24 protein-coding genes are annotated in these 26,119 nt (G+C 57.5%); 5 read left to right on the top strand and 19 right to left on the bottom strand.

The features are described 5' to 3' along the window. The first annotated feature begins 21 nt into the window (after window positions 1-21). Window positions 22-504 (top strand): hypothetical protein, encoded by a 483-nt coding sequence (locus tag EDB95_RS27220; protein ID WP_162852493.1) that lies wholly within the window; start codon window positions 22-24, stop codon window positions 502-504. Beyond that, window positions 494-1,864, top strand: coding sequence for an anthranilate synthase component I family protein (locus tag EDB95_RS06045; protein ID WP_133991573.1), 1,371 nt, complete (start codon window positions 494-496; stop codon window positions 1,862-1,864). Before EDB95_RS27220 ends, EDB95_RS06045 begins: the two co-directional genes overlap by 11 nt. A gap of 42 nt (window positions 1,865-1,906) precedes the next feature. Here EDB95_RS06045 and EDB95_RS06050 read toward each other — a convergent pair whose 3' ends face one another. From EDB95_RS06050 to pheT, 9 genes are all read right to left on the bottom strand, one after another. After that, on the bottom strand, window positions 1,907-2,998 hold the full coding sequence (locus EDB95_RS06050) for a lytic transglycosylase domain-containing protein (RefSeq protein ID WP_133991575.1): 1,092 nt from the start codon (window positions 2,996-2,998) through the stop codon (window positions 1,907-1,909). Between the two features lie 72 nt (window positions 2,999-3,070). Next, complete coding sequence (gatA, locus tag EDB95_RS06055) at window positions 3,071-4,522, bottom strand: Asp-tRNA(Asn)/Glu-tRNA(Gln) amidotransferase subunit GatA (RefSeq protein WP_246073541.1); 1,452 nt, start codon at window positions 4,520-4,522, stop codon at window positions 3,071-3,073. Next, window positions 4,513-5,361: a twin-arginine translocase subunit TatC gene (gene tatC / locus EDB95_RS06060; protein WP_133991577.1), complete on the bottom strand. Its 849-nt coding sequence runs from the start codon at window positions 5,359-5,361 to the stop codon at window positions 4,513-4,515. The genes gatA and tatC overlap by 10 nt, the downstream gene beginning before the upstream one ends. A gap of 92 nt (window positions 5,362-5,453) precedes the next feature. Continuing rightward, window positions 5,454-5,684 (bottom strand): Sec-independent protein translocase subunit TatA/TatB, encoded by a 231-nt coding sequence (locus tag EDB95_RS06065; protein ID WP_133991579.1) that lies wholly within the window; start codon window positions 5,682-5,684, stop codon window positions 5,454-5,456. Between the two features lie 88 nt (window positions 5,685-5,772). Beyond that, the gene (gene rplS, locus EDB95_RS06070) at window positions 5,773-6,123 is read right to left on the bottom strand and encodes a 50S ribosomal protein L19 (RefSeq protein ID WP_133991581.1); all 351 of its coding nucleotides are present in this window, start codon (window positions 6,121-6,123) and stop codon (window positions 5,773-5,775) included. 41 nt (window positions 6,124-6,164) lie between these two features. Further along, window positions 6,165-7,733 (bottom strand): ribonuclease Y, encoded by a 1,569-nt coding sequence (rny, locus tag EDB95_RS06075; RefSeq protein WP_133991583.1) that lies wholly within the window; start codon window positions 7,731-7,733, stop codon window positions 6,165-6,167. A gap of 169 nt (window positions 7,734-7,902) precedes the next feature. Then, a complete protein-coding gene (locus tag EDB95_RS06080) occupies window positions 7,903-8,244 on the bottom strand; it encodes a cell division protein ZapA (RefSeq protein ID WP_133991584.1) in 342 nt (113 codons plus the stop codon). A 2-nt stretch (window positions 8,245-8,246) separates the two neighbouring features. Next, on the bottom strand, window positions 8,247-8,537 hold the full coding sequence (locus EDB95_RS06085) for a hypothetical protein (protein ID WP_133991586.1): 291 nt from the start codon (window positions 8,535-8,537) through the stop codon (window positions 8,247-8,249). Window positions 8,538-8,562: 25 nt separating this feature from the next. Continuing rightward, the gene (gene pheT, locus EDB95_RS06090) at window positions 8,563-10,992 is read right to left on the bottom strand and encodes a phenylalanine--tRNA ligase subunit beta (RefSeq protein ID WP_133991588.1); all 2,430 of its coding nucleotides are present in this window, start codon (window positions 10,990-10,992) and stop codon (window positions 8,563-8,565) included. 87 nt (window positions 10,993-11,079) lie between these two features. Between pheT and EDB95_RS27850 the strand changes: the two genes are divergently transcribed. From EDB95_RS27850 to EDB95_RS06105, 3 genes are all read left to right on the top strand, one after another. Then, a complete protein-coding gene (locus EDB95_RS27850; protein ID WP_133991590.1) occupies window positions 11,080-12,573 on the top strand; it encodes a DUF6600 domain-containing protein in 1,494 nt (497 codons plus the stop codon). A gap of 482 nt (window positions 12,574-13,055) precedes the next feature. Further along, a complete protein-coding gene (dnaB, locus tag EDB95_RS06100) occupies window positions 13,056-14,642 on the top strand; it encodes a replicative DNA helicase (RefSeq protein ID WP_133991592.1) in 1,587 nt (528 codons plus the stop codon). Next, window positions 14,642-15,406, top strand: coding sequence for an RsmE family RNA methyltransferase (locus tag EDB95_RS06105; RefSeq protein ID WP_133991593.1), 765 nt, complete (start codon window positions 14,642-14,644; stop codon window positions 15,404-15,406). The genes dnaB and EDB95_RS06105 overlap by 1 nt, the downstream gene beginning before the upstream one ends. Here EDB95_RS06105 and EDB95_RS06110 read toward each other — a convergent pair. The 10 genes from EDB95_RS06110 to EDB95_RS06155 form a co-directional block, all read right to left on the bottom strand. Beyond that, the gene (locus EDB95_RS06110; RefSeq protein ID WP_133991595.1) at window positions 15,403-15,876 is read right to left on the bottom strand and encodes a ribonuclease H-like YkuK family protein; all 474 of its coding nucleotides are present in this window, start codon (window positions 15,874-15,876) and stop codon (window positions 15,403-15,405) included. The two genes, EDB95_RS06105 and EDB95_RS06110, sit on opposite strands and share 4 nt — an antisense overlap. Before the next feature lie 77 nt (window positions 15,877-15,953). Further along, on the bottom strand, window positions 15,954-16,316 hold the full coding sequence (locus EDB95_RS06115) for a CoA-binding protein (RefSeq protein ID WP_133991597.1): 363 nt from the start codon (window positions 16,314-16,316) through the stop codon (window positions 15,954-15,956). A 26-nt stretch (window positions 16,317-16,342) separates the two neighbouring features. Beyond that, window positions 16,343-17,764: a hypothetical protein gene (locus tag EDB95_RS06120; protein WP_133991599.1), complete on the bottom strand. Its 1,422-nt coding sequence runs from the start codon at window positions 17,762-17,764 to the stop codon at window positions 16,343-16,345. A gap of 24 nt (window positions 17,765-17,788) precedes the next feature. Next, window positions 17,789-18,910 carry an NAD(P)/FAD-dependent oxidoreductase gene (locus tag EDB95_RS06125; RefSeq protein WP_211352052.1) on the bottom strand — a complete coding sequence of 374 codons (1,122 nt, stop codon included), beginning with the start codon at window positions 18,908-18,910 and terminating at the stop codon, window positions 17,789-17,791. 11 nt (window positions 18,911-18,921) lie between these two features. After that, window positions 18,922-19,635 carry a methyltransferase domain-containing protein gene (locus tag EDB95_RS06130; protein WP_133991603.1) on the bottom strand — a complete coding sequence of 238 codons (714 nt, stop codon included), beginning with the start codon at window positions 19,633-19,635 and terminating at the stop codon, window positions 18,922-18,924. Next, window positions 19,632-20,801 (bottom strand): type III polyketide synthase, encoded by a 1,170-nt coding sequence (locus tag EDB95_RS06135; RefSeq protein WP_133991604.1) that lies wholly within the window; start codon window positions 20,799-20,801, stop codon window positions 19,632-19,634. The genes EDB95_RS06130 and EDB95_RS06135 overlap by 4 nt, the downstream gene beginning before the upstream one ends. Further along, window positions 20,794-21,654 (bottom strand): UbiA family prenyltransferase, encoded by an 861-nt coding sequence (locus EDB95_RS06140; protein WP_246073542.1) that lies wholly within the window; start codon window positions 21,652-21,654, stop codon window positions 20,794-20,796. Before EDB95_RS06140 ends, EDB95_RS06135 begins: the two co-directional genes overlap by 8 nt. A 103-nt stretch (window positions 21,655-21,757) precedes the next feature. Continuing rightward, window positions 21,758-22,309, bottom strand: coding sequence for a fasciclin domain-containing protein (locus EDB95_RS06145; protein ID WP_133991606.1), 552 nt, complete (start codon window positions 22,307-22,309; stop codon window positions 21,758-21,760). A 123-nt stretch (window positions 22,310-22,432) separates the two neighbouring features. Continuing rightward, complete coding sequence (locus EDB95_RS06150) at window positions 22,433-24,079, bottom strand: pyruvate dehydrogenase complex dihydrolipoamide acetyltransferase (RefSeq protein ID WP_133991608.1); 1,647 nt, start codon at window positions 24,077-24,079, stop codon at window positions 22,433-22,435. 85 nt (window positions 24,080-24,164) lie between these two features. Further along, window positions 24,165-26,090, bottom strand: a complete 1,926-nt coding sequence (locus EDB95_RS06155) for a DNA polymerase III subunit gamma/tau (RefSeq protein ID WP_133991610.1) — start codon at window positions 26,088-26,090, stop codon at window positions 24,165-24,167. Window positions 26,091-26,119: the final 29 nt, after the last annotated feature.

Genomic DNA, 26,119 nt, shown 5'->3' on the forward strand with positions numbered 1-26,119 from the left:
CAACGACAATCCTGTTAGACTATGGCTGCAAAATCTGATAAGGACAAAAAGAGCCCTGAAAAAAAACCAAAAAGCAGTGCTCCCGAAGCGTCCAAAAAAGCGACCCCCAAACCTAAGGCAAAGGAGGAGGAAGACGACGACGACGAGGATGACGATCTGGACCAGGACGAGGCTACGCCCAAGAAAAAAGCCGCGACCAAATCCGCCGCTACCTCCAAGTCCAAGTCAGACGACGACGATGACGATGACGACGAGGATGTAGAAGAGGAAGAGGATGATTGGGAAAAAGCAGACGAAGAGGACGACTACGATCCCGACTTCGAAGAATTCGACTTGCCCAAATCCAAGGCCAAGAAAGGCCCCTCCGCCGGCGGCGGTACTGCCGGAACGGGTGCCCGTAAAGGCAAGGAAGAGGAGGATGACGACTTCAAATTCGATGACGACTTCAAAGACATGGACCTCTTCAACGACTCCGGTTTTGAAGAAGAAGAGGATGACTTCTAAGCGAACCTTCACTACATTTCCTGTAGAAGATATTCTTACTTGTAAGCAGCAACTGCTGAGCTGGGTCAACCGGTTCAGCAGTTGTTGCTTTTTGGACAATCATGGGTATGCCATGCCGGGCGGGCGCCTCGAATGCCTCGCCGGCGCCGGCGAAATGGCGTCGATATCCGTAGGCGCCGGCGGCGCGTTTTCCGCCCTCGAAGTTTTTCACCGTTACCATAAGGACTGGGTATTTGGGCACCTCGGCTACGACCTTAAAAACGAGACCGAGCAGCGCACATCGGGCCTGCCCGATTCGCTTGGTTTCCCCGACCTGCGCTTCTTCGTGCCGCGGTATGTGTTTCTGCTGTCCGCAGAGGGGCTACAGATCGGCGTGCTGCCCGGGGAGTCGCCGGAGGCGATATGGGCGGCTATCTGCGCGGAGCCGGTGGCACCGCCACAGGCGGCTGCCTCGCCGCGCGCAGTGCCGGCCGGCACCAGGCCGTTGCCGCTCGCTGCCGCCGCGGCTCCGCCGCTGCAGGCCCGCTTCACCCACGACGACTACCTGGACACCGTCCACCACCTGCAGCGTCACATCGCCCGCGGCGACTGTTACGAAGTCACCTTTTGCCAGGAATTCTTTATGGAAGGGGTGGACATCGAACCGCTGCAAACCTTTCAGGCGCTGGACGCACTCTCCCCACAGCCCCATGCGGCTTACTACAAACTGGGCGACCGGTTCCTGCTATGCGCCAGCCCGGAGCGATACCTGCAAAACGAAAAAGGGCATCTCCTATCCCAACCGATCAAGGGCACGGCGGCGCGGGCCCCCGAAGACCCGGAGAAGGACCAGGCGCTTAGGGATGCACTGTTGGCGAGCCCTAAAGAAAAAAGCGAAAACGTCATGATCGTGGACCTGGTCCGGAACGATCTATCCCGGGTGTGCGCGGAGGGAAGCGTACGGGTTAACGAACTGTGGGGGATTTATGCTTTTCCCCAGGTGTTCCAGATGATCTCCTCTATAGAAGGGGACCTCGCCAAAGACCGGATCTGGGTCGACGCTTTGAAAGCTACCTTCCCCATGGGCTCGATGACCGGGGCCCCTAAAAGGCGGGTCCTGGAACTCATAGAGCAGTACGAGCGGACAAAAAGGGGATTGTACTCCGGTGCCATAGGTTATATCGACCCGGAAGGGAATTTCGACTTCGCGGTGGTGATCCGCAGCCTCCTGTACAACCGGGCCGGAAAGTACCTTTCCTTTTCTGTAGGGTCAGCCATCACGGCCGCCGCCGATCCGGAGGCGGAGTATCAGGAATGCCTGCTCAAGGCTGGCGCCATAAAAAAAACGCTGGAGAGCGTACTCTCCAGCGCTTCGGCATGATGGGCGCCGCTTGTTTCGAATTCATGCGCCCGCAGAGGCCTCCTATTTTTGCTCTTCCTCTTCTTCGTTCAGCAAAGCCTTTACAGACTCGTTGAGGATGGCCTTTTTCTCTTCGTTGAAGAGGGTCATCTTATCCTTTGGAAGACGGAGGTTATAGCATTCTTCGGCTCCAGTGAGCTGGGCGTCGAAGTTGGGATTCAGACGGATGAATTCCGGCAGGGGGATCGACAGGTGGTGGGCGATCGCGGCGGCCGTGTAGTGGCCGCTGATGGTCTCCACCTCCGTATTTTCCAGGTCTTCCTCCGTCAGCGCCGAGGTCAGCTCCTGGGGCCCGCCGGGCAACAGGTCAGCTGCCGTCGCCGGCACATCTTCCATAAAGAAGTTGGTGGCGATGAAGCGTTTGACGTGGTTGCGGCACTCCATGGGGAGATAATACTGGATGTCGAAGAAATCCCGGCTGCCAGCCTTGCGGATGGCGCTGTGGATCCGGACGGTACCCCCGTCGTAGGCGGCTATGACCAAGAGCCAGTCATGGAGCTCGTCATACATGTCCTGGAGGTAACGGGCGGCGGCCCGGGTGCTTTTCTCCAGGTCGGTCCGGTCATCCCGGCGACTGTTGACCGTCAGCCCATACAAGCGGGCAGTACCCGGCATGAATTGCCAGTAACCCTTGGCGCCGACCCGGGAGGTTGCTGAGTGTTTCAGCTCCGATTCGATGACGGCCAGGTATTCCAGCTGTTTAGGCATGTTGTGGTCAGCCAGGATCTTTTCGATCCTTGCGAAGTAAGGGGCTCCCCAGTTTTTCATATTGGTGAGCTTCTCTTTGTCTGACCGGATGAACTCCCTTTGATAACCAGCGACCAGGGCATGTGCCTGGGCGGTGTAGGTCAGGGAATGGGCTGCCGTTGACGTGGCAGCGGTGGCGGCAGCCGACGCCGAAACGACGTTGTCTGCCAGCAGAGGTTTGAACCCATAGGGGTCGGATGGGGGGGTAGCGGTGGTTCCGGCTACGGGCGTATCTTTTACGCCTTTGACCGAAGAAAGGGACGGATTTTGTTGGTTACCAACAGGACCAGCCACGCTCATCGTACACGATATCACGCCACACACCCATAGCGATGCAATACGTACCATTATCCAAGTTTTAAGCCATATAATACCGAAACAAGCCCACAAACATACAAATATTTTACAATACTTGCAAGTCTAAGCCCGATAACGGGATAACCAATTGAAGGACAATTGCAATAAGGCGGAATCTGTACCCCGATCGGACAACACCTGGAGTCCGAACGGCATACCGTTTGTATGTTGGAACAAGGGAAGGGAGATCCCCGGCAGCCCCGTCAGGTTGGCGAACACCGTATAGATGTCGGCCAGATAAAGGGCAATGGGGTCGTCCGAACCGGATCCCAGGGGGAAGGCGGGGGTCGGTGCGGTGGGGAGAATCAGGGCATCGTATCCTTGAAATACCTCATTCGTCTTGTCCACCAGCAATTTACGCACTTGTTGGGCCTTGGTAAAGTAAGCGTCGTAGTAACCGGCGCTGAGTACGAAGGTGCCCAGAAGGATGCGTCGTTGGACCTCCCGTCCAAAACCGCTGCTCCGGTTCGCCTTATAAAAGGCGTCCAGGGATTCCGGCGGGGTCTGGCTTTGATGGCCGTATTTGACCCCGTCGTAGCGGGAAAGGTTGGAGGAAGCTTCGGCGGTGGAGAGTACGTAATAGGCCGGGACGATAAAGTCCAGCAGGTCGAATGGTACCGCTTCCACCACAGCTCCGTCTTGCTGCAATGTGTCAATGAACTTTTGTAAGGTATACCGGATTTCTGGGTCCAGGCTGGGATGCGCTATGGCTTCCCGGAAGTAGGCCACCCTGGGAGGGCGGATATTGGATGGATCGAGTGATGGAATATTGATTGCCAGCTTGTTACTAAGTGCTGTACTGTCATAGTCATCCGGGCCGCCAATGACGGCCAAAACTCGGGCGACATCTTCAATAACCTTGCCAAAGATGCCGATCTGGTCGAGGCTGGAGCCATAGGCGACCAACCCGTAACGGGATATGGCGCCATACGTAGGCTTGTATCCTATAATACCGCAAAAATCGGCGGGTTGCCGGACCGAGCCCCCGGTATCGCTCCCCAGCGAGAGCATACAAAGGTCGGCCTGGACAGCGACCGCGGACCCTCCCGAAGATCCCCCCGGCACCCGGTTGGGGTCCAGGGCGTTCCGGACGAGGCCATAAGCGGAGTTTTCGTTGGTAGACCCCATGGCAAACTCGTCGCAGTTGTTGCGGCCGATAATGATGGCGCCCTCCGCCAGGAGCCGATCGACGGCGGTGGCGTTAAAAAGGGACGTAAAGCCCTCCAGCATTTTCGAACCGGCGGAGAGCGTGTGCCCCTTATAGGCGATGACGTCCTTGAGGGCGATCACGACCCCATGAAGGGCCTCCATGGGGGCGCCTGCCTGGCGGGCTTTGTCCAGTTCGGCTGCCCTTGCCTCCGCCTCTTCTGAGAACACTTCGAGGTAGGCATTGAGGGAGGCGTGGTCCGCGATCCGGGCAAGATAATAACGCACCGCCTGGAGACACCCGTCGGGTGTCTCCTTTAGGAAGGCGTGGTAATTTTCTATGGTCGTAAAGGAAAACATCAGCTCCATTCGGCAATTTCCTGTTTAGCCTCCCGTTTTTCCACCCGTTTGGTCAGGATAAGTCCCACCTCGTACAAAAGGATCAGGGGGACGCTGCACACGATCTGGCTCAACATGTCCGGGGGTGTGATGATGCCGCAGAGGACCAGGATGATGATGATGGCGTATTTACGGCTGCGTTTTAGAAAGGCCGAGCTGACGATCCCCGCTTTGGCAAGGAAAAATAAGACCAGCGGCAGTTGGAAGGCCAGACCCGCTCCCAGGATGATGGGGGCAAGGGTACCGAAATAACTGGAGATCGTCCAGAAATTGGTGATGGTTTCGTCCACCTGGAATTTGGAGAAAAAACTCACCGTGTACGGGGCGATGACGAAATATCCGAAAAAGACGCCCAGGAAAAACAGGAAGGACACCCAGAAGATCACCCCCCTTGTGCTTCTCAACTCCCTTTTGGTAAGGGCCGGCCGGAAGAATTTCCAAAACTGGTAGAAGACGTAGGGAAAGGCAAGGATAAACCCGCCGATGATGATCACGTTGAAATAGACGCCGAACTGTCCCGCCACGGTATTGCTTTGCATCTTGATGGTCAGCTCGTCCATGCACAGCTTCGACCCCAGACCCAGGTGCTGACTGAGCTTGCAAAGAATGGCGTAGGTGGGGAAATCCGCGTGGGCGGGCCCCATCAATATGTGCCGGAAAATGAATTTGCTGTAGATCCCGACGACGACGCTCCCGATAAGGACCGCGACAGCCGACTTAAAAAGATGACTCCTCAATTCTTCCAGATGCTCTACGAAGGACATCTCGGCTCCGCTGTCCTCTCGTGACTTGCTTCTAAATAGTTTCATGAAACCAAAACTGAGGGCCAAAAATATTGCAAATAAAACAAAACCCCGCAGGGAGTTTCACTGCGGGGTCTATCACGTATACTTCGTGAAAATTAGTTCGAGGGAGAATCGATGGATTTCGGTGCCTGGGGAGTAGCCTTCGCCGTGGGCTCGTCACGAAGATGGTCTTCGAATTCCTTACGCACATTGTCTTTTGCATCTTTGAACTCCCGAATCCCCTTGCCTAAGCCACGCATCAGCTCAGGGATTTTCTTACCACCGAACAGCAACAGGAGGATCAACATGATCAGGAGCAAGTGCTGCGGTGCAAATAAATCGCCCATGGTTTTTCTTTTTAAGATTGAAAGCTAAAGGTACATACAAAACAACACCAAACGCACAAATCCTGTAATCTTGGTGTTAGTGAATGAATTATACTTTGCGCTTTTCCCTAATGCGGGCGCTCTTACCGCTGCGTTCGCGTTGGTAGAAGAGCTTGGCACGACGGACCTTACCGACCTTGTGGACGAGGATGGACTCGATGTTGGGGGAATATATGGGGAACAGCCTTTCCACGCCTACACCGTCGGAAATCTTGCGGACGGTAAAGGAAGCGGTAAAACCAGTACCCTGGCGTTTGATCACGTCTCCTTTGAAGCTCTGGATACGCTCTTTATTGCCTTCGATGATCTTATAATTGACGGTAACGTTGTCCCCGGCTTTAAACTTCGGGAACTCCTTTTTGGGGGTCAACTGCTCGTGGACAAATGCTACGGCGTTCATGATTCAAAAATTTAAGGAGTGCAAAGGTAACGGAAAAATGATTACCGCGCTACATTGACGGCTCTTTTTTCGCGAATAACAGTGACCTTGATCTGACCCGGGTAGGTCATCTCGGTCTGGATCTTCTGGGCGATCTCGAAGGAAAGCTTGTCGCTGTCCCCGTCGGAGATCTTGTCGGCCTCCACGATCACCCGGAGCTCGCGGCCGGCCTGGATGGCGTACGCCTTTTCCACACCGGTATAGCCCATGGCCAGGTTTTCCAGGTCCTTGATCCGTTGCAGGTACTGCTGCATGATTTCACGCCGGGCGCCTGGGCGGGCGCCGCTGATGGCGTCACAGGCCTGGACGATGGGGGAAATGACATATTGCATCTCCATTTCATCGTGGTGGGCGCCGATGGCATTGACCACGGCGGGGTTTTCCCCGTATTTTTCGGCCAGGCGGGCGCCTAAGAGGGCGTGGCTCAGCTCGGTTTCTTCGTCCGGTACTTTGCCGATGTCGTGCAGCAACCCGGCCCTTTTCGCCAGCTTGGGGTTCATCCCCAGCTCGGACGCCATGATGGAGCAAAGATTGGCTACTTCCCGGCTGTGCATCAATAAGTTCTGACCATAAGACGAGCGGAAGCGCATCTTCCCCACGATCCGGACGAGCTCCTTGTGTAGCCCGTGGATCCCCAGTTCGATGACGGTCCGTTCCCCGATCTCCATGACCTGTTCCTCTATCTGCTTACGGGTTTTTTCGACCACTTCCTCGATACGGGCGGGGTGGATACGGCCGTCCGTCACCAGGCGTTGCAGCGACAAACGGGCGATTTCCCGGCGCAGCGGGTCGAAAGACGACAGGACGATGGCCTCGGGGGTGTCGTCCACGATCAGGTCGACCCCCGTGGCCGCTTCGATGGCCCGGATGTTCCGGCCCTCGCGACCGATAATCTGCCCCTTGATCTCGTCTGTTTCCAGGTTAAAGACCGTGATGGCGTTCTCGATGGTTTGTTCCGCGGCCGTCCGCTGGATGGTTTGTATGATGATCTTGCGGGCTTCCTTGTTGGCTTTTTGCTTGGCCTCGTCGATGATTTCCTGCTGGAGCGACAGGGCTTGCGTCTGGGCCTCGTTCTTTAGCGACTCGATCAACTGAGCCTTGGCCTCGTCCGCGGTCAGGGCGGCGATCTTTTCAAGCCGGCGGATGTGCTCCTCCTGGTGTTTTTCCAGCTCGGAGCGTTTGTGGTTGACGACCTCGATCTGCTTGTTGAGGTTTTCCTTGATGGCGTCGTTTTCTTTGGACTGTTTGTCCAGGCCGGCGGTTTTCTGGTCCAGGGCCTGTTCTTTCTGCCGGATCCGGTTTTCCGACTCGGATAGCTTTTGGTTGCGCTGCAGGACCTCTTTGTCGTGTTCCGCCTTTAGTTGGACGAAACGTTCTTTGGCCTCCAGCTGTTTTTCCCGTTTGATGGTCTCCGCATTGGTCTTGGCGTCGTTCAGGATCTTTTGGGCTTGTTTGTCCGCTTCGTCAATCCTGCTTTGGGTATTTTTTGCAAAAATAAATTTACCTGCGATGACCCCTGCTGCCAGTCCAACGATGCCTAATATGATAGAAACGAGTAGGGAAGATTCCATGTTTTTCCTCTTTTAATGGTTCACAATCCAACACGCGCGCGGGTGTTGCAGACACGCTGCTGCCAAACCGGGCGGGTAAGTTGCGAAGGTATAGAAAAACCGGCTAGTTTGGCGCGCGTGCGCCGTTTATTCGCGGCCCCGTGCTTATTCCGGCGTCGCGGCCCCGTGCCTATTCCGGAGGCTGCCGCCTCGGGTTGACCTCCGGCAGCACGGATTCTCCCTGGGCAATGGCCCGGTCGAGTTGTTCTTCCAGTATCGCCAGCTCTTTGATGACCGTGCTTTCCACCATGGACGCGGGGGCTGCGCCCCCCACTTGGGTGGCATACCACACCAGGACCATGGCGACATAGTCCTGCATGTCCTGGCCCGCAAACTGGGTTTTGAACTCCAGGATCTTTTCGTTGATGATCTTGATCGTCCGGCGGACGTGCTCTTCGTCCCCGGTCGCGATTTTGATCCGGTAGGTCCTGTCGCCTAAGACGATATTGACAGGGATGAGTTCTGCGGGCATAGCTATTCGGTTAAAAGGGCGATACAGCGGTCGATCTCGCGGATGTAGCCGTTGATCTTCTTTTCCAGCCCCTTTTTGTCTGTTTCGCTCAGGACGTCCGTTCCGGACACTTTCAACGCCTCTACCTGGTGGTCCAGGCGGGCGATGGTCTCCTGGTAGGCCAACTCCTGCTGGCGCAACAGGGTGTTCTCCTTTTGGAGCCGCTCGTTGTCCTTGCGCAAGGTCTGCCATTGCCGGAGCAAAAGGCCGATTTTCTGGCGGAGGCGTTCGATATGTTCCTGCGTCTCAGACATGCGTTTTTGTTTGTAGGCCGCGGCGCTATTTGCGCACCTCGGCGCCCAGCTCCTTTGAAAATGTCTGCGCCAGCTGCTGCATCATCGCGTCGATTTCCTTATCGGTCAAGGTCTTTTCTTCGTCCTGGAAGGTGAAGGCCAGGGCCACGGATTTTTTGCCGGCCCCGATCTTATCGCTCCGGAAAACGTCAAACAGATCCACCGACCGGAGTTTCTTCAACTTTCCCCCGAAGGCGGCGGCTTTGATCCGGTCGTAGGCGATCCCTTCGTCCATGACCATGGCGAGGTCCCGCTGAACGGAGGGGAAGCGGGCGACTTCCCGGTATTTGACGGGTTGGCGGTTATAGAGGGCCGTGACCTGTCCCCAGTCAATGTCTACGAAGAAGACGGGCTGGCGAATACCGAATCGATCGGCGGTTTTTGCAGGGACCTGGCTGGTCCGGGCTACCGGGTGGCCGTTGTGCAGGTAGACGATACCGGTGCCCGCTCCCGCCTCGCCCGCCGCTTGCCCGGTAGCGGCTATGCCGCACAACTTTAGCAGGGCTTCCGTAGCGCCTTTGGCATAATAAAGATCTACCGGCGTGGCTTTGTGGTGCCAGGTATCCTCCCCGGCGGCCCCCGTCAGGTATAGACAAAGATGGTCGTTCTCCCTGAACGGCGTTTTCCCCTTTCCCTCCCGGTCGTGACCATACGTTTTCCCAAACTCGAACATCTTTAGCGAAAGGTTCTTACGGTTCAGGTTATACGCCAGGACTTCCAGACCGGTCTCCAGCATGGAGGGGCGCATCACGTCCAGCTCGGAGCTGAGGCTGTTCAGGAGGGCGACTTTGTCGTCATAGCCCCCGTACCAGGCACTGTTGGAGATCGAGTTGGTCATGATCTCGTTAAAACCAAGCCCGACCAGGAAACCTGCGGCCTTTTCCTTAAGGGCGGCTACGGCCCGGTCGGCTTCCACCGCCGGTGTAATGGTGATCCCGGCAGGGATCTCTATATTGTCCAGGCCGTCTATCCGCATGATTTCCTCCACCAGGTCGGCGGGAAGACGGATGTCGGTTTTGCTGGTGGGCACCGCCACGGTGATGCTGTTGCCGGTTTCCTGTTCGACTTTGAAACCCAGGGCTTTTAAAATGTCCGCCGCGGTGGTTTTGGGATAGGCCTTCCCGCTGAGCTTGTGCAGGTAACTGTAGTCCAGGGTAACCACAACGGGCGCGGGGATCTTTGGATAGATGTCGATGACGTTCGAACTAATTTTTCCGTTGGCGACCTCCTTTATCAACTGGGCGGCTCTTTGAAGGACCACTTTCGTATTGCTGATATCCACCCCCTTTTCGAACCGGAGGGCGGCGTCCGTTCGTAAACCGTGACGGAAAGAGGTTTTTCTTATGGTTGCCGGATCGAACCAGGCGCTCTCCAGGAAGATGTCCTTTGTCTGGTCGCTGACACCGCTGTCCAGGCCGCCGTAAACACCGGCTATGCACACGCCACCTTCTGCGTCACAGATCATGAGGTCCTCTGCGCTGAGTTTCCGTTCCTTCCCGTCGAGGGTGGTAAAAGGGGTGCCTTCGGGCAGGTTTTTCACGATGATTTTGCCCCCTTTTAAGTGGGCGCGGTCGAAAGCATGGAGGGGTTGCCCCGTCTCGTGGAGGATATAGTTTGTAATGTCGACGATATTGCTAATGGGCCGTACCCCTATGGCTTTCAACCGGTCGCGCATCCATTTCGGCGCTGGCCCGAACTGGAGGCCTTTCAGGCTAACGCCTGAATAACGGCGGCAGGCATCCGTGTTCTCGACGTTCACGGCTATCGGCTGGCTTTGATCGTCCGGCTTGAAGTCGCCGGTAAAGGGCGACTTTATGGTATGCGGCTTCCCTTCGTGGTGCGTCAGGTAGGCGCAGACATCCCTGGCGGTGCCCAAATGGCTCATAGCGTCCATCCGGTTGGGCGTCAGCCCGATCTCATATACCCAATCGGTATAAGGTTCCAGGAGTTGCGCCAGGGGCGTGCCAGGGACCGTATTTTCCGGAAGCACCATGATTCCGGCGTGGCTTTCCCCCCACCCGATCTCGTCTTCCGCACAAAGCATCCCGTGGCTCTCGACGCCCCGGATCTTGGTCACCTTCAGGGTCAGCGGCTCCCCCTTGACCGGGTGGATGGTTACCCCCGGAAGCGCTACCACCACGGCCTGGCCCTTCGCCACGTTCGACGCACCGCACACGATCTGTAGCGGGTCGCCCGACCCCGTATCGACCTGCGTCACTTTTAACTTATCCGCGTTCGGGTGCGGATCACACGCCAGCACCTTGCCCGTGATCAATCCCCCCAGGTTCCCCGGCACCTCTTCATAAAGGTGCAGGGATTCTACTTCTAGTCCGATGGAAGTCAGTATATTCGATAGCCTTTCAGGGTCAATCCGGACGGGCAGATAGTCGTGCAGCCAGTGATAGGAGATTGTCATGCGGCAAAGATAACGTTAATTGCATGCGAATGGTTTTACCTGGCGCAATTGTACCAGTCCATTACATAACACTATTATCGATCTTTTATGAAACGAACGCTCTCCTTGCTAGGCCTGGTATCCCTTCTGGCAGCCTGTGGCCCTACCCACGTATACGTGCAGACCGATACCCCCGCGCCCGCCCCTGCTCCTGCTCCTCCCCCCGAGCCTGAGCCCGCGCCACCACCCGCGATCACCTATCAAACCTTTTATGACGCCCTCAGCCCTTATGGCCAATGGACCGACTATCCCAATGTCGGCTATGTCTGGATCCCCAATGCCGGCCCCGATTTCAAGCCTTATAGCACGGACGGCCGCTGGGTCTATTCCGACCAGGGTTGGACCTGGGTCAGTGATTATTCCTGGGGCTGGGCGCCCTTCCACTATGGCCGCTGGTTCTTTGACGACAACTACGGATGGTGCTGGGTCCCTGGCTACGAATGGGCCCCCGCCTGGGTTTCCTGGAGAACGAGCCCCGATTATTATGGATGGGCGCCGCTCGGACCCACCGTTGGGGTGAGCGTGTCCATCGTCGCCTATAACCCGCCGCCCCGCACATGGTGTTTCGTGCCCCGTCAATATGTGGCCAGCCCCCGCATCAATACCTATGCGGTGAACGAGACCAACAACGTGACGATCATCAATAAAACGACGGTGATCAACAACTATACGGTCATTAATAACCGGGTGACCAACAACACGACCATCAACAATAACAATACATATAACAATACGGTCATCAATAACCGGAACGTATATGTTTCGGGCCCGCCCCGCGCTGAAGTAGAGGCGGTCACCCATACCACGATCCGCCCCGTGACCTTCCGCGAAAGCGCCACCCCGGGTTCCGCGCAGGTCAACAACAACCAGGTGACCATGTACCGGCCGCCGGTTAGATCGGTGCCTGCCAACCAGGCCACGACGGCCCCGGCTCCCGCACCCACCCGGGTGACGCCCTTCCGCGGTGCCGGGAACGGCAATCCTAACGGGGCGCCCAACCGGATCCAGGGGCAGCCTGCGGCGCAACCGCAGAACCAGGGTCAGCCGGCGCAGCCGAACCGCTACCAGGGGCAGCCGCAGAATCAAGGGCAGCCGCAGAGCCAGGGGCAACCGGCACAGCCGAATCGCTACCAGGGGCAGCCGCAGAATCAAGGGCAGCCGCAGAGCCAGGGGCAGCCGGCACAGCCGAACCGCTACCAGGGGCAGCCGCAGAACCAAGCCCAGCCAGCTCAAAACCAGCCCCCTCACTTGCAAGGCTTTCCTAACCGTCCGCAGCCCACACAAACGCAGCCGCAGCAGCAACCCGCTCAAAATCAGCCGCAACCTGCGTTCCGGCGTCCAGCGCAAACGCAGGCGCAACCCGCTCAAAATCAGCCGCAGCCCAACCAACAGAATCCGCAGGGCGCGCGCCAGCAACCGCAGCCCCAGCCGCAGCCGCGCACCGCGCCTGGTCAGGGGGCCGGTCAGGGCCGGTTCAAACCCGGTGGCAATAATGGCCGGCAGGCGATGGACACGAGCCGGGGAAGGGGCCGCGGGAACTAGCGGTCGCCGCTGCCGCGCGGGCGCCTCCGTGACAGCCGCCGTTGCGATGGGACGATGGGCGCCTCCGCGGCAACCACGTGCCCGCAAAGCAATGTGAAGGAATTGTTACCTGTATGAACTAATTGTAAACAAACTCACGGATCAGGATACGTGAAATCCCCGCAGAAGAGGCCCTTTTCGGATCAGAAATGGGCCTCTTTTTTTTTGCACAAACGGTGTGAAAATCTCTGGGCCTGGCGCGGAAAAAATCTTTATTTTGGGGATAAACAGGGGGTATTCCGTGAACAAGCTGGGTATTCCGGTGGATAACGTGGGGAACGCTTGTGCGATACTTTGAATCGAATTTAATTTTCCCATCGAGTTTTTTGCCTTTACCTTCGACCTCCCCTGCCCGGTCACTTAACATTGCGGTAACATTGGCGTGACCGGCGGAAGCGGACTTTTACTCTTCAATCTCTACAATAAAACCGAACTGTCGCACGATGGACCTCACTAACCTCAACAAGGACCGGAAGCCCCGGAGAAAGCCGGCCCTAGACCTAACCACCATGGTGTATGGAAAGGTCCCTCCTCAGGCAAAAGATTTAGAAGAGGCAGTGTTGGGAGCAATCATGCTGGAGAAATCGGCGTTCGACGTGGTCATAGAAATCCTTAAAGGGGAGTGTTTTTATGTGGACGCCCACCAGCGCATCTTCCGGGCGATGCAGGGGCTGGCCCAAAAAGGATTGCCCATCGACCTGCTGACCGTGGTGGAAGAGCTTCGGTTCCGGGAAGAGCTGGAAATGGTCGGCGGACCTTATTATGTGACCCGGCTGACCAATTCCGTGGTGTCTGCAGCCAACATCGAGGCGCACGCGCGGATTATTTTGCAAAAATTCATCCAACGGGAGCTGATCCGGGTAAGCGGGGAGATCATCGGGGAGGCCTATGAGGATTCCACCGACGTGTTTGACCTTTTGGACGACGCGGAAAGCAAACTTTTCGAGATCACCAACAGCCACCTTCGCAAGAACTTCGATACCATCGACACCGTCCTGGTCAAGACCATCCAGCGGATCGAGGATATGCGCAACCGTAAAGAGGACATCACCGGGATCCCGAGCGGCTTCCCGAGCCTGGACAAGGTCACCTACGGATGGCAAAACACCGACCTGATCATCCTCGCCGCCCGTCCTGCCGTGGGTAAAACCGCCTTCGCGTTGAACCTGATCCGGACGGCCGCCCTGAACCCGACCCGGCCGACGCCGGTGGCGTTCTTTAGCCTGGAAATGAGTGCCGGTCAGATCGTCCAGCGTATTCTGGCCGCGGAGTCCGAAATCTGGCTGGAAAAGATTTCCCGGGGCAAGCTGGAGGAGCATGAGATGAAGCAGTTGTACGCTAAGGGTATCCAACGCCTGGCCAACGCCCCTATCTTTATCGACGACTCGGCCGCCCTGAACATCTTCGAGCTCAGGGCCAAGTGCCGCCGTCTAAAAAACAAGCACAACCTCGGGATGATCATCATCGACTACCTCCAGCTCATGAGCGGGGGGGGCGAGAACCGGAACATGAACCGGGAACAGGAAATCAGCCGCATCTCCCGGGACCTCAAGGGGTTGGCAAAAGAACTCAACATCCCCGTCATTGCCCTGTCCCAGTTGAGTCGCGAAGTGGAAAAACGGAAGGACGGCAACAAAATGCCCCAGCTGAGCGACCTTCGGGAATCCGGCGCCATCGAACAGGACGCGGACATGGTCATGTTCCTTTACCGTCCTGAATACTACGATATTACGGCCAACGAAATGGGCGAGAGCAACAAGGGGGAAACCCACGTCCGCATCGCCAAACACCGTAACGGTTCCCTGGAGACGATCAAGCTCCGCGCGCTGCTGCACATCCAGAAATTTGTCGAGGACGAGTCCAGCGACTTCGGTCCGGGTCTTCCGCCCTCCGGCGGCGGTGGCGGCTGGAAACCCCTGGGCCCCGGGGCCGGCGGGGGAGACGGCGGCGCCAAACTGTATATCCAAAAAGGCAGCCGGATGAACGATCCCCAGTTTGACGACGGCTTCGATGCAGAACCGCCTTTCTAATGTCATTGCCCTTTTTTTATGCCCCCGGTCTGACCGCTACGAACCGCGTGACCGACCTGGACGAGCCCACCAGCCGTCATTGCGTACAGGTCCTGCGGATGCGCACAGGCGACCGTCTCATCCTCACTGATGGCCGGGGTCTTCGCGTGGAGGCCAGGCTCCTGGAGGCGGACAAACGCCGCTCTTCAGTAGCACTGGAGGCCCCCGTGCAGCATCCCCGTACGGGGCCCGATGTATATATAGGTATATCCCCGGTAAAAAACACCAGCCGCTTCGAATGGTTCCTGGAAAAAGCAACGGAGATCGGGGTGGCGGGAATCATCCCGCTGTTGTGCGAGCGCACGGAACGCAGCGCGCTCCGGCTGGACCGGCTGGAACACATCCTGGTGTCGGCGATGCTCCAGTCGCAACAGGTGTGGCTGCCGGAATTGCGGGAGCCGCAGGTGTTCAGCGGCGTGCTGGCTACGGCGGGCGGCGTTCGGTATATCGCGCATTGTGAGGAAGGGGAGAAGCGGACGCTGGCGCTTGGAGGCGCCACGGGCGCGGGCGCCGACGTAGGTCAGGCCGCTGAAAGCACCGCAGCAGGGACCGCCGACGATAAGGCGGCCACATTGCTCATCGGCCCCGAGGGCGATTTCACCCCGAATGAAGTGACAGAAGCCCTCTCCCGGGGTTGGATCCCCGTGACACTGGGCGATACGCGGCTGCGTACGGAAACGGCCGGTATCGTAGGCGCGACGCTGCTCAGATGGGCGGCGCGCTAGTTCACGATCTTGTTCGCGCAACTGCTGCTGGCAAAAGCCTCGGGTTTGGCCTTGAAGGCAAAACCCATCCCCAGGATGTAGCCCATGGCTTCCCGGAGTGCTTCGTTGCTTTTAAAGTGGGGATTGGTGTTGATGTCTGCATGCACTTCCATGTCAACATCGAACTGATTGAACAGGTCACAAAGCTCGTAAGCAATCTCGATACTTTTGGCCACTTCCACCAGCATGCGCTCCCGGATGGTAAACGACTGCTTGGTTTTTTCGTTGTGGATGAACATAAATCCACCATGCCCTTCGCGGAGGAAAACGATGACGGTTGCAAATTCCGTTTCAATACCCTTTACTTGTGAGTCCGTGCCGATACAAACTTTCAGGTGATAGCCCTTCTTCGTTTCGCGGATAATAGCGCCTGCGACTTCCTCTTTGATGGGCAGATGAATGGGTTCTCCATTAAATCTGCGCCACTTCATAGTATTAATGGGTTTCCCCAATTTACGGAAAAAACTAACGCCAGCCTCACTTTAACGGAATGGTAATATGACACGGGCTAAAACTGCCCGGTGCTGAGGAGCACTAACGTGCACGCCTCCATGGGCTGAATCCCGGCAGCGGCGGCCATTTCAGCGAACGGTTCGTTCTCGGCGCCGGGGTTGAAGATAAGACGTTTCGGCTTCAGCGAAAGTACATAGTCGTAGTACTCTTTTTGATGCTCGGGGTTGAGGTAAAGGGTGACCGTGTCGAAGTCATTGTCGGCCGGTCTTTCTGTCACGATGGGTACGCCGGAGACGGTCCCCGTGTGTTTCCCCAGCGCGACCACGGGTTGCCCGTGTTCCACCAGCTTATGAACCGCCAGGTAGCTGTACCGGGTGGGATTGTCCGAGGCGCCGATGACCAATGTTTTCTTCGCCATAGGGCAAAGATACGACAAATAAAAGGTCAGAATTTGACTCTTGGGCACGCCAGCCCATCCCCTTCGTGGGCGCCCGGGTGGATGATGATGGCGAGATACCCGCCCCCGTTAGGCATAGCTTTTTTGGACACCAGCCACGCGAGGTTGTGAAAGCCCAGCAGAACCGGACCGGCCTTGATCGCACCGCCGACCCAGAAGTGACCCTGGTCGGTCACCTCGATGGGGAGGTAAGCGCCGAGACTGGATTTCTCCCAGCGCGGCGTAATGGTCAGCAGGTTGAGCTCCTGGACGCTGGCAAGAGTGGAGTGGATACCCGTCATGTTGATGGACAGTTCGCCGTCGACGGCCCAGTAGCCGCTGAATCGCTCGTCCAGGTTGACGACCAGGCGGGCGGGCGTCGCGATGTTGAAACGGCCGCCGATATAGTTGAAGTTGGCGACCTTGGCCCGGACAGAGTCGGAGAACTGCGGGACAGACTGGATTTTGCCAAAGGTGGTGTTGAGCATCGAGTCGGTAACGACGCCCTTGATCCCGGAGAAGACGGCGCTTGCGTTCCCGTAGGTGTATTGGTTGGTGCCCATGTCGAGCAGCGCGACGCCTAGTTTCCAGATGTAGGCGTCTGTCCCCGATTTTTCTTCTTTGCCCCAGTCTTCTCCGCTCTTTTGAACGTATTCGCCGCCTATGCTTACGGAGGCGCCCATGCGGCCCCTCTTGACGGCCTCTTTTATTTCGTCGGTCGCCGGACTGCCGTTTTTCCAGTTGTTGTAGTTGGAGGAATAACCGTATTGGGCGGCAATATTGGTGATCTGGTAACCGCCGCTGGCATCAGGGATATAGGTGCCGCTGGATGCAAAAGCATATCCCCCTGATAAGGAACGGGTGATGTTCAGGGTACCCCCGATCTGCAAACGGGCACCGTCGTCCTCGTACAACACGTGGGCGTAGGTAAGGTAGCCCTCCAGCCAGCTGGACTGGACCACGTTGGCGCTTAAGGGAAGGTTGCCTTCGTTGGCGGTAAAAAAGCTCCCCGTTTTTTTGGTGCTGTCGTTATAATTAAAGGAACTGGTACTGACCCGTACATAATTACGCATGTTTAGCCCAAACCCGAATGCGGAGCGCCGGTTGATGGATATACGACCGTTCAACAGGTGAAGGTCCACCGAGCCCATAAAATTCCGTGAAAAAGTGCCGCTGTGGACCTTGACGACAAAGGTATCCGGTATATGGAGCAGGGATGCGTTGGTGACGTTGAAGGAGTTGGTCAGGAACTTCCCCTGCACACCCAAAAGCGTAAGGTCCCAGGTATACGGGGAATTAAGAATGGCGGCCGGATTGTAGTCATTGCTCAAGCTCCCGGAATAGGGAGACCCGTGCAAAGCCTGATAGTTTTGGGCCAGGGCATGGGATAGGGCCGACATTCCCAGCATGACCACCAGTAATTTCTTCATGAGCGCATCCAAGTATAGTATCGGCTAAAACGCGTTTCCATGCGTTTTGCGTATAATTCCCCTCGTTAATATCGGAAAAGGCTTTAATACTTTTAAAAATAATTTGGTCGTCCAGGGTTTGCCGAAAAGCGACTGGATAAGACGACCAGCCTTTAACCGGTTGGAGAAGTGCATATTCCATGCCAGGCGGTATTGTTTCTCCATTTCCGCGCGGGTAATGTCACCCCTTAAAAAAGGGATCAGGACGGCTTCGGCGAGCTGTCCCGCCCGGAAGGCCATGCTCATCCCGTTTCCGCAAAGGGGGGATATCAGCCCCGCCGCGTCACCCACCATGAGTAGGTGTCCTTCTACGGGATCCTTTGGAGCAAAGCTGATCTGGGCGATGGTCACGGGTTTGTCCCATTCAAAATGCGCTTTTGTGAAAAGGGCGCGGAGGTGGGGATTGGCGCATAGGATGTTTTCCTCCATCTGACGGATGGACCCGCCGCCCCGTTTGAGGTTGGCCGCGGTGGTCAGGTAGCATAAACAGTGTAGGCCGTTTTCGACGGCGGATACACCGCAATAGCCGTCCCGGAAATTATGAAGGGCGATCTGACCGGGGGGAAGATCCACACGTATGTGGTATTTCACCCCGATAAAATTGTCGAGCCGCCGGTCCTTGCGCTGTACAAAAGGCCGTTGCATCCGGACGTCGAGGTTACTGCGTTTGCCAAAGCTGCCGACGGCCGCCAGCGCCCTGGTGGTTTCTCCACCGGCTTCGATCATAAAGCCCGAGTCGTCAAAGGCGACCGCGGTGACGGTACAACCCGTTCGCAGGGTTACGCCGGCGGCCACGGCCCTTCCCGCGAGCAGGGCGTCCAGGGTGTACCGGCTGATCCCAAAACCGCCCATGTCCAGGGGATGGGTGAGCGTATAACCGTCAGGCGCGGTGACCGTTAGGGTGTGGATGCGGGGAAACGCGTCCAGGGAGAGTCCCAGCCTTTCGAGGAAGGGATGGCTTTCCATGCTGACGTATTCACCGCAGACCCGGTGCAGGGGATACGTCTCTTTCTCAAAAACGATCACACGGTATCCCTTTTGCGCGAGCGTGATGGAAAGACTTAACCCCGCAAGGCCACCTCCGATGAGGGCTACCTGATATGGCAAAACCGCGGACATTATTTCGGTACGATCACCAGCCAGCGAAAGGCCCATTGCCACTTGATCTGCGCCTTGTCAAGACCCGCCTGGGAAAGGTAGTGCTCCCAATCCGCTTTATGAAAAGACCGTTGGACGGATAAAGGCGCGTCGTTGCGAACCAGGTACGAGCGGGAAAACGCGCGGGTCAGCCATTTGATGGAGTGATAGGCCAACGGGTGCCGGTGCAGGTCGTTGATAAAGAACCCCACCGCAGCCTGTGCATGCATCCACTGCAACATCCCGGGTAGGTCGGCGTCCGGAAAGTGGTGGCAGAAAAGAGACGAAAACAATATATCGGGTGGGACCTCCATGCGCGCCGCTTTATAGTCGCCGGTGATCCATTGTGTGGGGAAGGACCAATCCTTGCCGCGGGCAAAGCGGGTACAAACTTCTTTCAGGTCGACACCAATGATCTGGAGGGAGATCCCTTTTGCTTTTGCCCAACGATCGATGACCAGCAGGTTATCCCCGCCCCCGCAACCGATCTCGCATACCCGAAGAGGCCGCTTCTCTAAGATGCGTTTGGCCTCCGGCGTCCGCGTCAGGCGTCCCATGCCTTCCAGGGTGATGCGGTGGCCGCCGAGGTAGCGGTTAATCACGTCCAGCTCGACGAGGTTTCTTTCCAGGTCCGCTTCCGGTATATCCGGCGCATCCAGGAGTTCGAGGCGATCGAGTCGACGGCGGAAACTCATACGACCGAAGCAATAAAGGTTTCCATGGTCAGCCCCGGGCCGAAGGCCGCGGCAAATACATATTCGACGGCTGGGCCGGCGCCGCCGCTGATAGCGTGCCCGGCGCCGCCCCCGGCGTTGCCGCCCCCGGCGTTGCCGCCCCCGGCGTTGCCGCCGCGAAGCCCCTCCTGTATGCGCTGCAGCACGAAAAGCAGCGTAGGGGAAGACATATTGCCATAAGCCCGCATGACGGCATAGCTGGGGTCCAGCTCCCCGTCCGCCAGGTGCAGGCTTTGCCCGATGGCCTCCAGGATCCGCTTCCCCCCGGGGTGGATACACCAATGCCGGATATCCGGCACGCCCAGACCTGCCTTCTTCAGGGCCCGGTCCACCAGGGACGCAAAGTCCGCTTCTACGAGGTCCGGAATATAGCTGCTTAGCGTCATTTGGAATCCTGATGAGGTGATATCCCAGGCCATATCGCTTTTCCCCTGGAGGGACACCTCGCTATGAAACTGTTCCAGGCGGAAGCCTCCCCTGGGATCCGTGTCCGGGGTCACCAGCACCGCCGCCGCCCCGTCGGCAAACAACATCGCCGACGAGATATTGTCTTTTGTCGCTTCCGACTGGAAGTGGAGCGTACACAATTCCACGCAGACCACCATGACCTTGGCGTCCGGGTCGGAACGGCAAATGGCGTCTGCCCACTTCAAACCATGGATGGCGGCATAGCACCCCATGAAGTTGACCGAACTTCGGAAGATCGAGGTCGGCAATTGCATGGCCTCCATGATCTGCAGGTCCAGCCCCGGTGCGCTCATACCGGTACAGCTCACCGTGATGAGGTGGGTAAGGGCGCCCGGATCTTCCAACCCCTCCAGACAGGAGCGGATCGCCTGTACGGCGAGCACGGGGGCATGACGGCCATACCATTGCATGCGTTTTTCCGTAGAGGGGAAGGGCTCCAGGTTTTCCGACGGGGAGTAAAAGGTCCACTCGGCGGCCGGGAGGTGATAGTCCGGTACGACCGAGTACCGCGTATCGATCCCCGAATGGCGGTAAAGAAACTTCATCTTGCGCGCCTCTTCGGCGCTGCTGGCGTGTATGCGCTGCATAAACCCAAGGACCTCGTCTTGCGTGTGTGCGTGGGGCGGGACCCCGGTGCCTATGGCAATGATCTTACTCAAACTGGGACCAAATTAAAAGTGTTCCAAAAGCCGCATTGGCCGCGGCCGCCGCAAGCCAGTTCATCCGCATCGTATGGACATGGTCCGCCTTCCGGTGGTCCTTCCGTACGCCCGAGAACCAGGCTACAAAATATATAAGTACGGGTAAAAAGAATGCCTGGATGCTTAGAAACCGTATCACCTGATGTATTCGCGCGAAATATAGTGCCAGAACCGCAAACCCCGCCAGGTAAACGAGACCGCAAAACAAAAAGGTGCCCGTATACCCCAGTACCGCGCTCACGGTGCGCACCCCGTCCCGGGCATCCGCCTCGTGCTGGTATACCTGGGTGAGCGGATAAAACCCCCCGATCAGCAGGCTGCTTGCCACGACCGGTGCCACCGGTATATGCAGCGTCAGGTCCCGCGAGCACCCGTGATAGGTGGCCGCAAACACCACAGCGCCCTGAAAAACCACCACCGTTCCATACCCCAGCCAGGGAAACCGTTTCAGCCGCAGCCCCCGGTAGCTGTACGCCCTGCTCGCCCCGATATAGGCCAGGCAACAACACCCAAATACCGGGCTGACGCAGAAGCTTAATATGACCGCCAGGACATCCATGGCCAGGGTGACCCGGAACAGCCAGGGCGTCGGCATCGGCGGCGCCTTCAGCCCCCCGATGGGCCCCGTGTCCCGGTCCATATAGCTGTTGTACCCATTGCTCGCCGGATACACCAGCAGGTGCCAGATAACAAAGATCAGCAAAGCCCTGACCGGTGCCGGGTCCTTTACCTGGCTCAACGCAAAGAGGTAAACGGGCAGCAGGAAGAAGGAAAAGGGGAGCCTCAGCAATTGCACGGTCGAGCGGAACATACCGTAAAATAACGTATTTACGGCAAAGAGGGATGCGTGCTATCTCATAAGAAAGCCGCCCCCCGACGGAGGCGGCCACTGAGGATAAGACTAGCGGATATAGTTATTTTGGCATCAGCACCGTATCGACGACATGGATGACCCCGTTGGATTGCTCCACATCGGCGATGGTGATCATGGATTTGTTCCCGCTTTCGTCCCAGAGGGTGATCATTCCTCCCTCCGCGGAGGCGTAAAGGTTATCCCCTTGTACCGTTTTCAGCGTGGCTTTGCCACCGGCGCGCCGGATCATCCGCACCAGTGCCTTGGAACCGATCCTGCCCGGCACCACGTGGTAGGTCAGTACTTTGGTGAGCTGTGCCTTGTTCTCCGGTTTCATCAGGTCATCGACGACATCCGAAGGCAATTTGGCAAAGGCTTCATTGGTGGGGGCAAAAACAGTAAACGGACCAGGCCCCTTCAACGTAGATACAAGGCCGGCCGCTTTGACCAGCGACACCAGCGTCGTGTGGTCCTTTGAATTGACCGCGTTGTCGACGATATCCTTGGTAGGATACATCGCGGCGCCGCCCACTTCGACGGTCTTTTGCGCAAAGGTGTTCACAGCGGAAAATAAGAGTCCCGCGCCTACGAATAGGCTGAAAATTCGCTTCATAAAAAAAGTGTTTATTGAGAATGTCCGACAATAGTATCTACGCAGGACAGGCGAAATCGGTTTGGACGGACACAAAAAAAGAGGGCCGAAAGCCCTCTTTCCTATTTTTCCATACATTATTCCTTAAGCGAGCATGGCCACCGGGTTCTCCAGGAACTTTTTCAGTGTCTGGAGGAAAGCGGCCCCAACGGCACCGTCAACACTACGGTGGTCGCAGCTCAGCGTGAGCTTCATGACATTGATGACGCCAAAACCATCGGCGGTCCTGACGACTTTCTCCTCGATCTTACCTACGGCGAGGATACAGCTGTCGGGCGGGTTGATGATCGCCGTGAATTCCTCGATGTCCATCATCCCCAGGTTGGAAATGGTAAAGGTGTTCCCGGAGAATTCGTTCGGCTGGAGTTTTTTGTTCTTTGCCTTTTCGTACAGGTCTTTTGCTTCGGACGCGATCTGGCTGAGCGATTTCTGGTCGGCAAAACGGATGACCGGTACGATCAACCCGTCTTCTATGGCCACTGCGCTCCCGATATGGACGTGGCTGTATTGGCGGATAAAGTCGCCCATCCAACTGGCATTGACCGCCGGGTGACGACGTAGGGCCATGGCGGACGCCTTGATGACGAGGTCGTTGAAGCTGATCTTTACGGGGCTGATCTCGTTGAGTGCCTTGCGGGCCGAGATCGCATTGTCCATATTCACCTCGATCTTGAGATAGAAGTGCGGAGCAGTGAACATGCTTTCCCCCAACCGGCGGGCAATCACCTTACGCATTTGCGAATTGGGGAGGTCCGTATACCCTTCCGCACCGGGGGCGGCGCTGAAGGCGGGCACTGGCGCCCCACCCTTGGCAGCGGCGGGTGCAGCCGTTTTCGCGGCCGGTACGTATTGGTCGATGTCGCGTTTGATGATCCTGCCGCCATCCCCGGAACCGGAGACGTCGGAAAGGCTGATGCCTTTGTCGGCGGCGATCTTACGGGCCAGGGGGGAGGCCTTCAGGCGGCCGTTGTCGCTTTCGGCGGCGCTTGCGCTTCCACTTGCAGCGGCTTGCCCGGCCGGTGCGGCCGCGGAGCCGGTTGCAGCTTGTGCGCTGCCCGCAGCCGGTGCGGCTTGCGCGCCACCCGCTGCGGGTGCGCTATTCAGGGAAGCCACCAGGGCAGTGACATCCGTCCCCGCCTTCCCAACGATGGCGATGATGTCGTTCACCTTGGCCGCCTGGCCTTCGGGAACACCGATATAGAGCAGGGTTCCTGCGGCATACCCCACCACTTCCATGGTCGCCTTGTCGGTTTCCACGTCGGCAAGGACGTCGTCGCTTTTTACGGTATCCCCTACTTTTTTATTCCAGGTAACAATCTTGCCTTCTGTCATCGTGTCGCTCAAAAGCGGCATGCGGATCACCGTGGCGCCAAGGCTTTCCGGGGACACCGCGGGTGCGCCGGCCGCGGGGGCACTTGCCGCGGGTGTCGCAGGGGCGGCAGCCGGGGCAGCGGGTGCGGTGCCACCTGCCAGCAGCGGCTTATAGTCTTCACCGGCCTTCCCGACGATGGCGATGATGTCGTTCACCTTGGCGACCTGTCCGTCGGGTACGCCTATGTATAATAAAACACCGTCTGCATAGCCCACGACTTCCATCGTAGCCTTGTCGGTTTCTACGTCAGCCAGTACGTCATCGCTTTTGACCTTATCTCCAACCTTTTTGTTCCATTGAACAATCTTCCCTTCGGTCATGGTATCGCTCAGCAGGGGCATTCGTATCACTTCTGCCATAAAAACTATTGAGTATTTTAATTGTGGCGTGAAATTAAATCAAAATCAAATACCTGCCCAAAATCAATTGGGCGCTGCACCGCTCTTAGTAGTCCAGGTCCAGCTTCAGCCGGTCTTTCAGCTCTTTGACCAGGGGGTATTGATGGCTCATCTGTTGAAAAAGTTCCTTCGTATTTAGGGGCCGTTCCGTGGGAACAGGGGGCGCCTCCGTTTCTTCCACGAGCACCTGGAAGGTCAGTTTCCTATTATTAAAAAAGGTTTGAATGTGTTCGATCAGCAAGGCCCTTTCCTGTTCGATAAACTTTTGCTGGATGTTCGCGCCGGTGATGATCTCGAACGTCTGTTCGTCCACGATACGCAGCTCCGCCAGTTTGAAATTCGTCACGGCGGAGTGGTTTTTCCGCTCCTGCAGCAGGATGATGTACTTCTGCCATGCTTCCGTGAGGAACGGCAGCGTCAGGGGGTGACTTTCTGAGGCGTTCTTTTGCTGGGAGGCGATTTGCTGGCGCAGCTTGTGCAAGGAATTGAGCTTGCCGCCGGACTCGGAGGGCTCGGGCCGCGGGCCGGGTGACGGCGCGGGGGCCGCGGTGGTCGGGGGCACCGCACTTGAAGGGCCGGCCGCGGGCCTCGTGGCCGTCACCGGTGGCGTCTTCGCCGCAGGCGGTGCCGTGGCGGCCGTCGCGCTCGACGGAGCGGCGGCCGTGCCCGGCGTCTCTACCGTCAGCCGCGCGCTCCCTGTTGCGGGCCCTCCGGCGGACGCACCCCCGGCGACGGCGCCCACCGCAGGCGCCCCGCCGGTTTTCGCGGGCGCCCCGCTCACGCGGGCCGCCACAATCGGCTGCGTCCGGAACCCCAGCGGGGCCTCACTCAGTTTTTTTTTTGACAACCCCTCCGGGCCTTCCTGTACGAGTTCGAGGGCCTGCGCCAGGTAGGTGAGCTTGATCAGGGTTAATTCGACGTGCAGCCGCTTGTTGCGGGCGCCTTTATACGTGAGCTCGGCTTCGTTCAGCACGTTGAGGGCGCTGATGCAAAGGCCTGAATCGACCTTGGCAGACGCCGCCTTGTATTTGTCCCGGAAGGTTTCGACGACGTCGAGGAGGTTCAGGACCTTTTCGTCCCTGCATACCAGGAGGTTACGAAGGAACTCAGCCATGCCGCCGAGGACGAGGTCGCCCTCGAAGCCTTTGCGGTTGATGTCGTCGTAGAGCAGCAGGGCCCCGGAAAGGTCCTGCGCCAGCATATAATCGAGCAGGCGGAAATAATAGTCGTCGTCTAAGATATTGAGGTGTTCCAGGGTGTTGGCGTATTCCAGGTGCCCGCTGGTAAAACTCACGATCTTGTCCATGATGCTGAGGGCATCCCGCATACAGCCCTCGCTTTTCTGGGCGATCACCTGCAGGGCGGCCTTTTCCGCTGTGATATCTTCACGCTGGCAGATGTCTTCCAGGTGTTCGACCGTATCCCTTATGGTAATTCTTTTGAAGTCAAAGGTTTGGCAACGGGAAAGGATGGTCGGCAGGATCTTGTGTTTTTCCGTGGTCGCCAGGATAAAAATGGCGTAGGAGGGGGGCTCTTCCAGGGTTTTCAGAAAGGCGTTAAAGGCCGAAGAGCTGAGCATGTGGACTTCATCCACGATATATACCTTGTATTTGCCGGCCTGGGGGGCGAACCGGACCTGTTCGACCAGGGCGCGGATGTCGTCCACGGAGTTGTTGGAGGCGGCGTCGAGTTCGTGGATGTTGAGCGACGTGCCTTCGTTAAACGTCCGGCAACTGGTACATTTGTCGCAGGCTTCCCCGTCGGGTTGCAGGTTTTCGCAGTTGATGGTTTTAGCCAGGATACGGGCGCAGGTGGTTTTGCCGACCCCCCTCGGCCCGCAAAAAAGAAAGGCGTGCGCCAACTGCCTGGTGCGGATGGCGTTCTTGAGGGTCGTGGTGATGTGTCCCTGGCCGATGACGGTGTCAAAGGTCTGCGGGCGGTATTTTCTGGCGGAGACAATAAACTGGCTCATGCGATGCGCCTTACGGCTAAATTTTAAAT

Source organism: Dinghuibacter silviterrae, assembly GCF_004366355.1.
Classification (GTDB): domain Bacteria; phylum Bacteroidota; class Bacteroidia; order Chitinophagales; family Chitinophagaceae; genus Dinghuibacter; species Dinghuibacter silviterrae.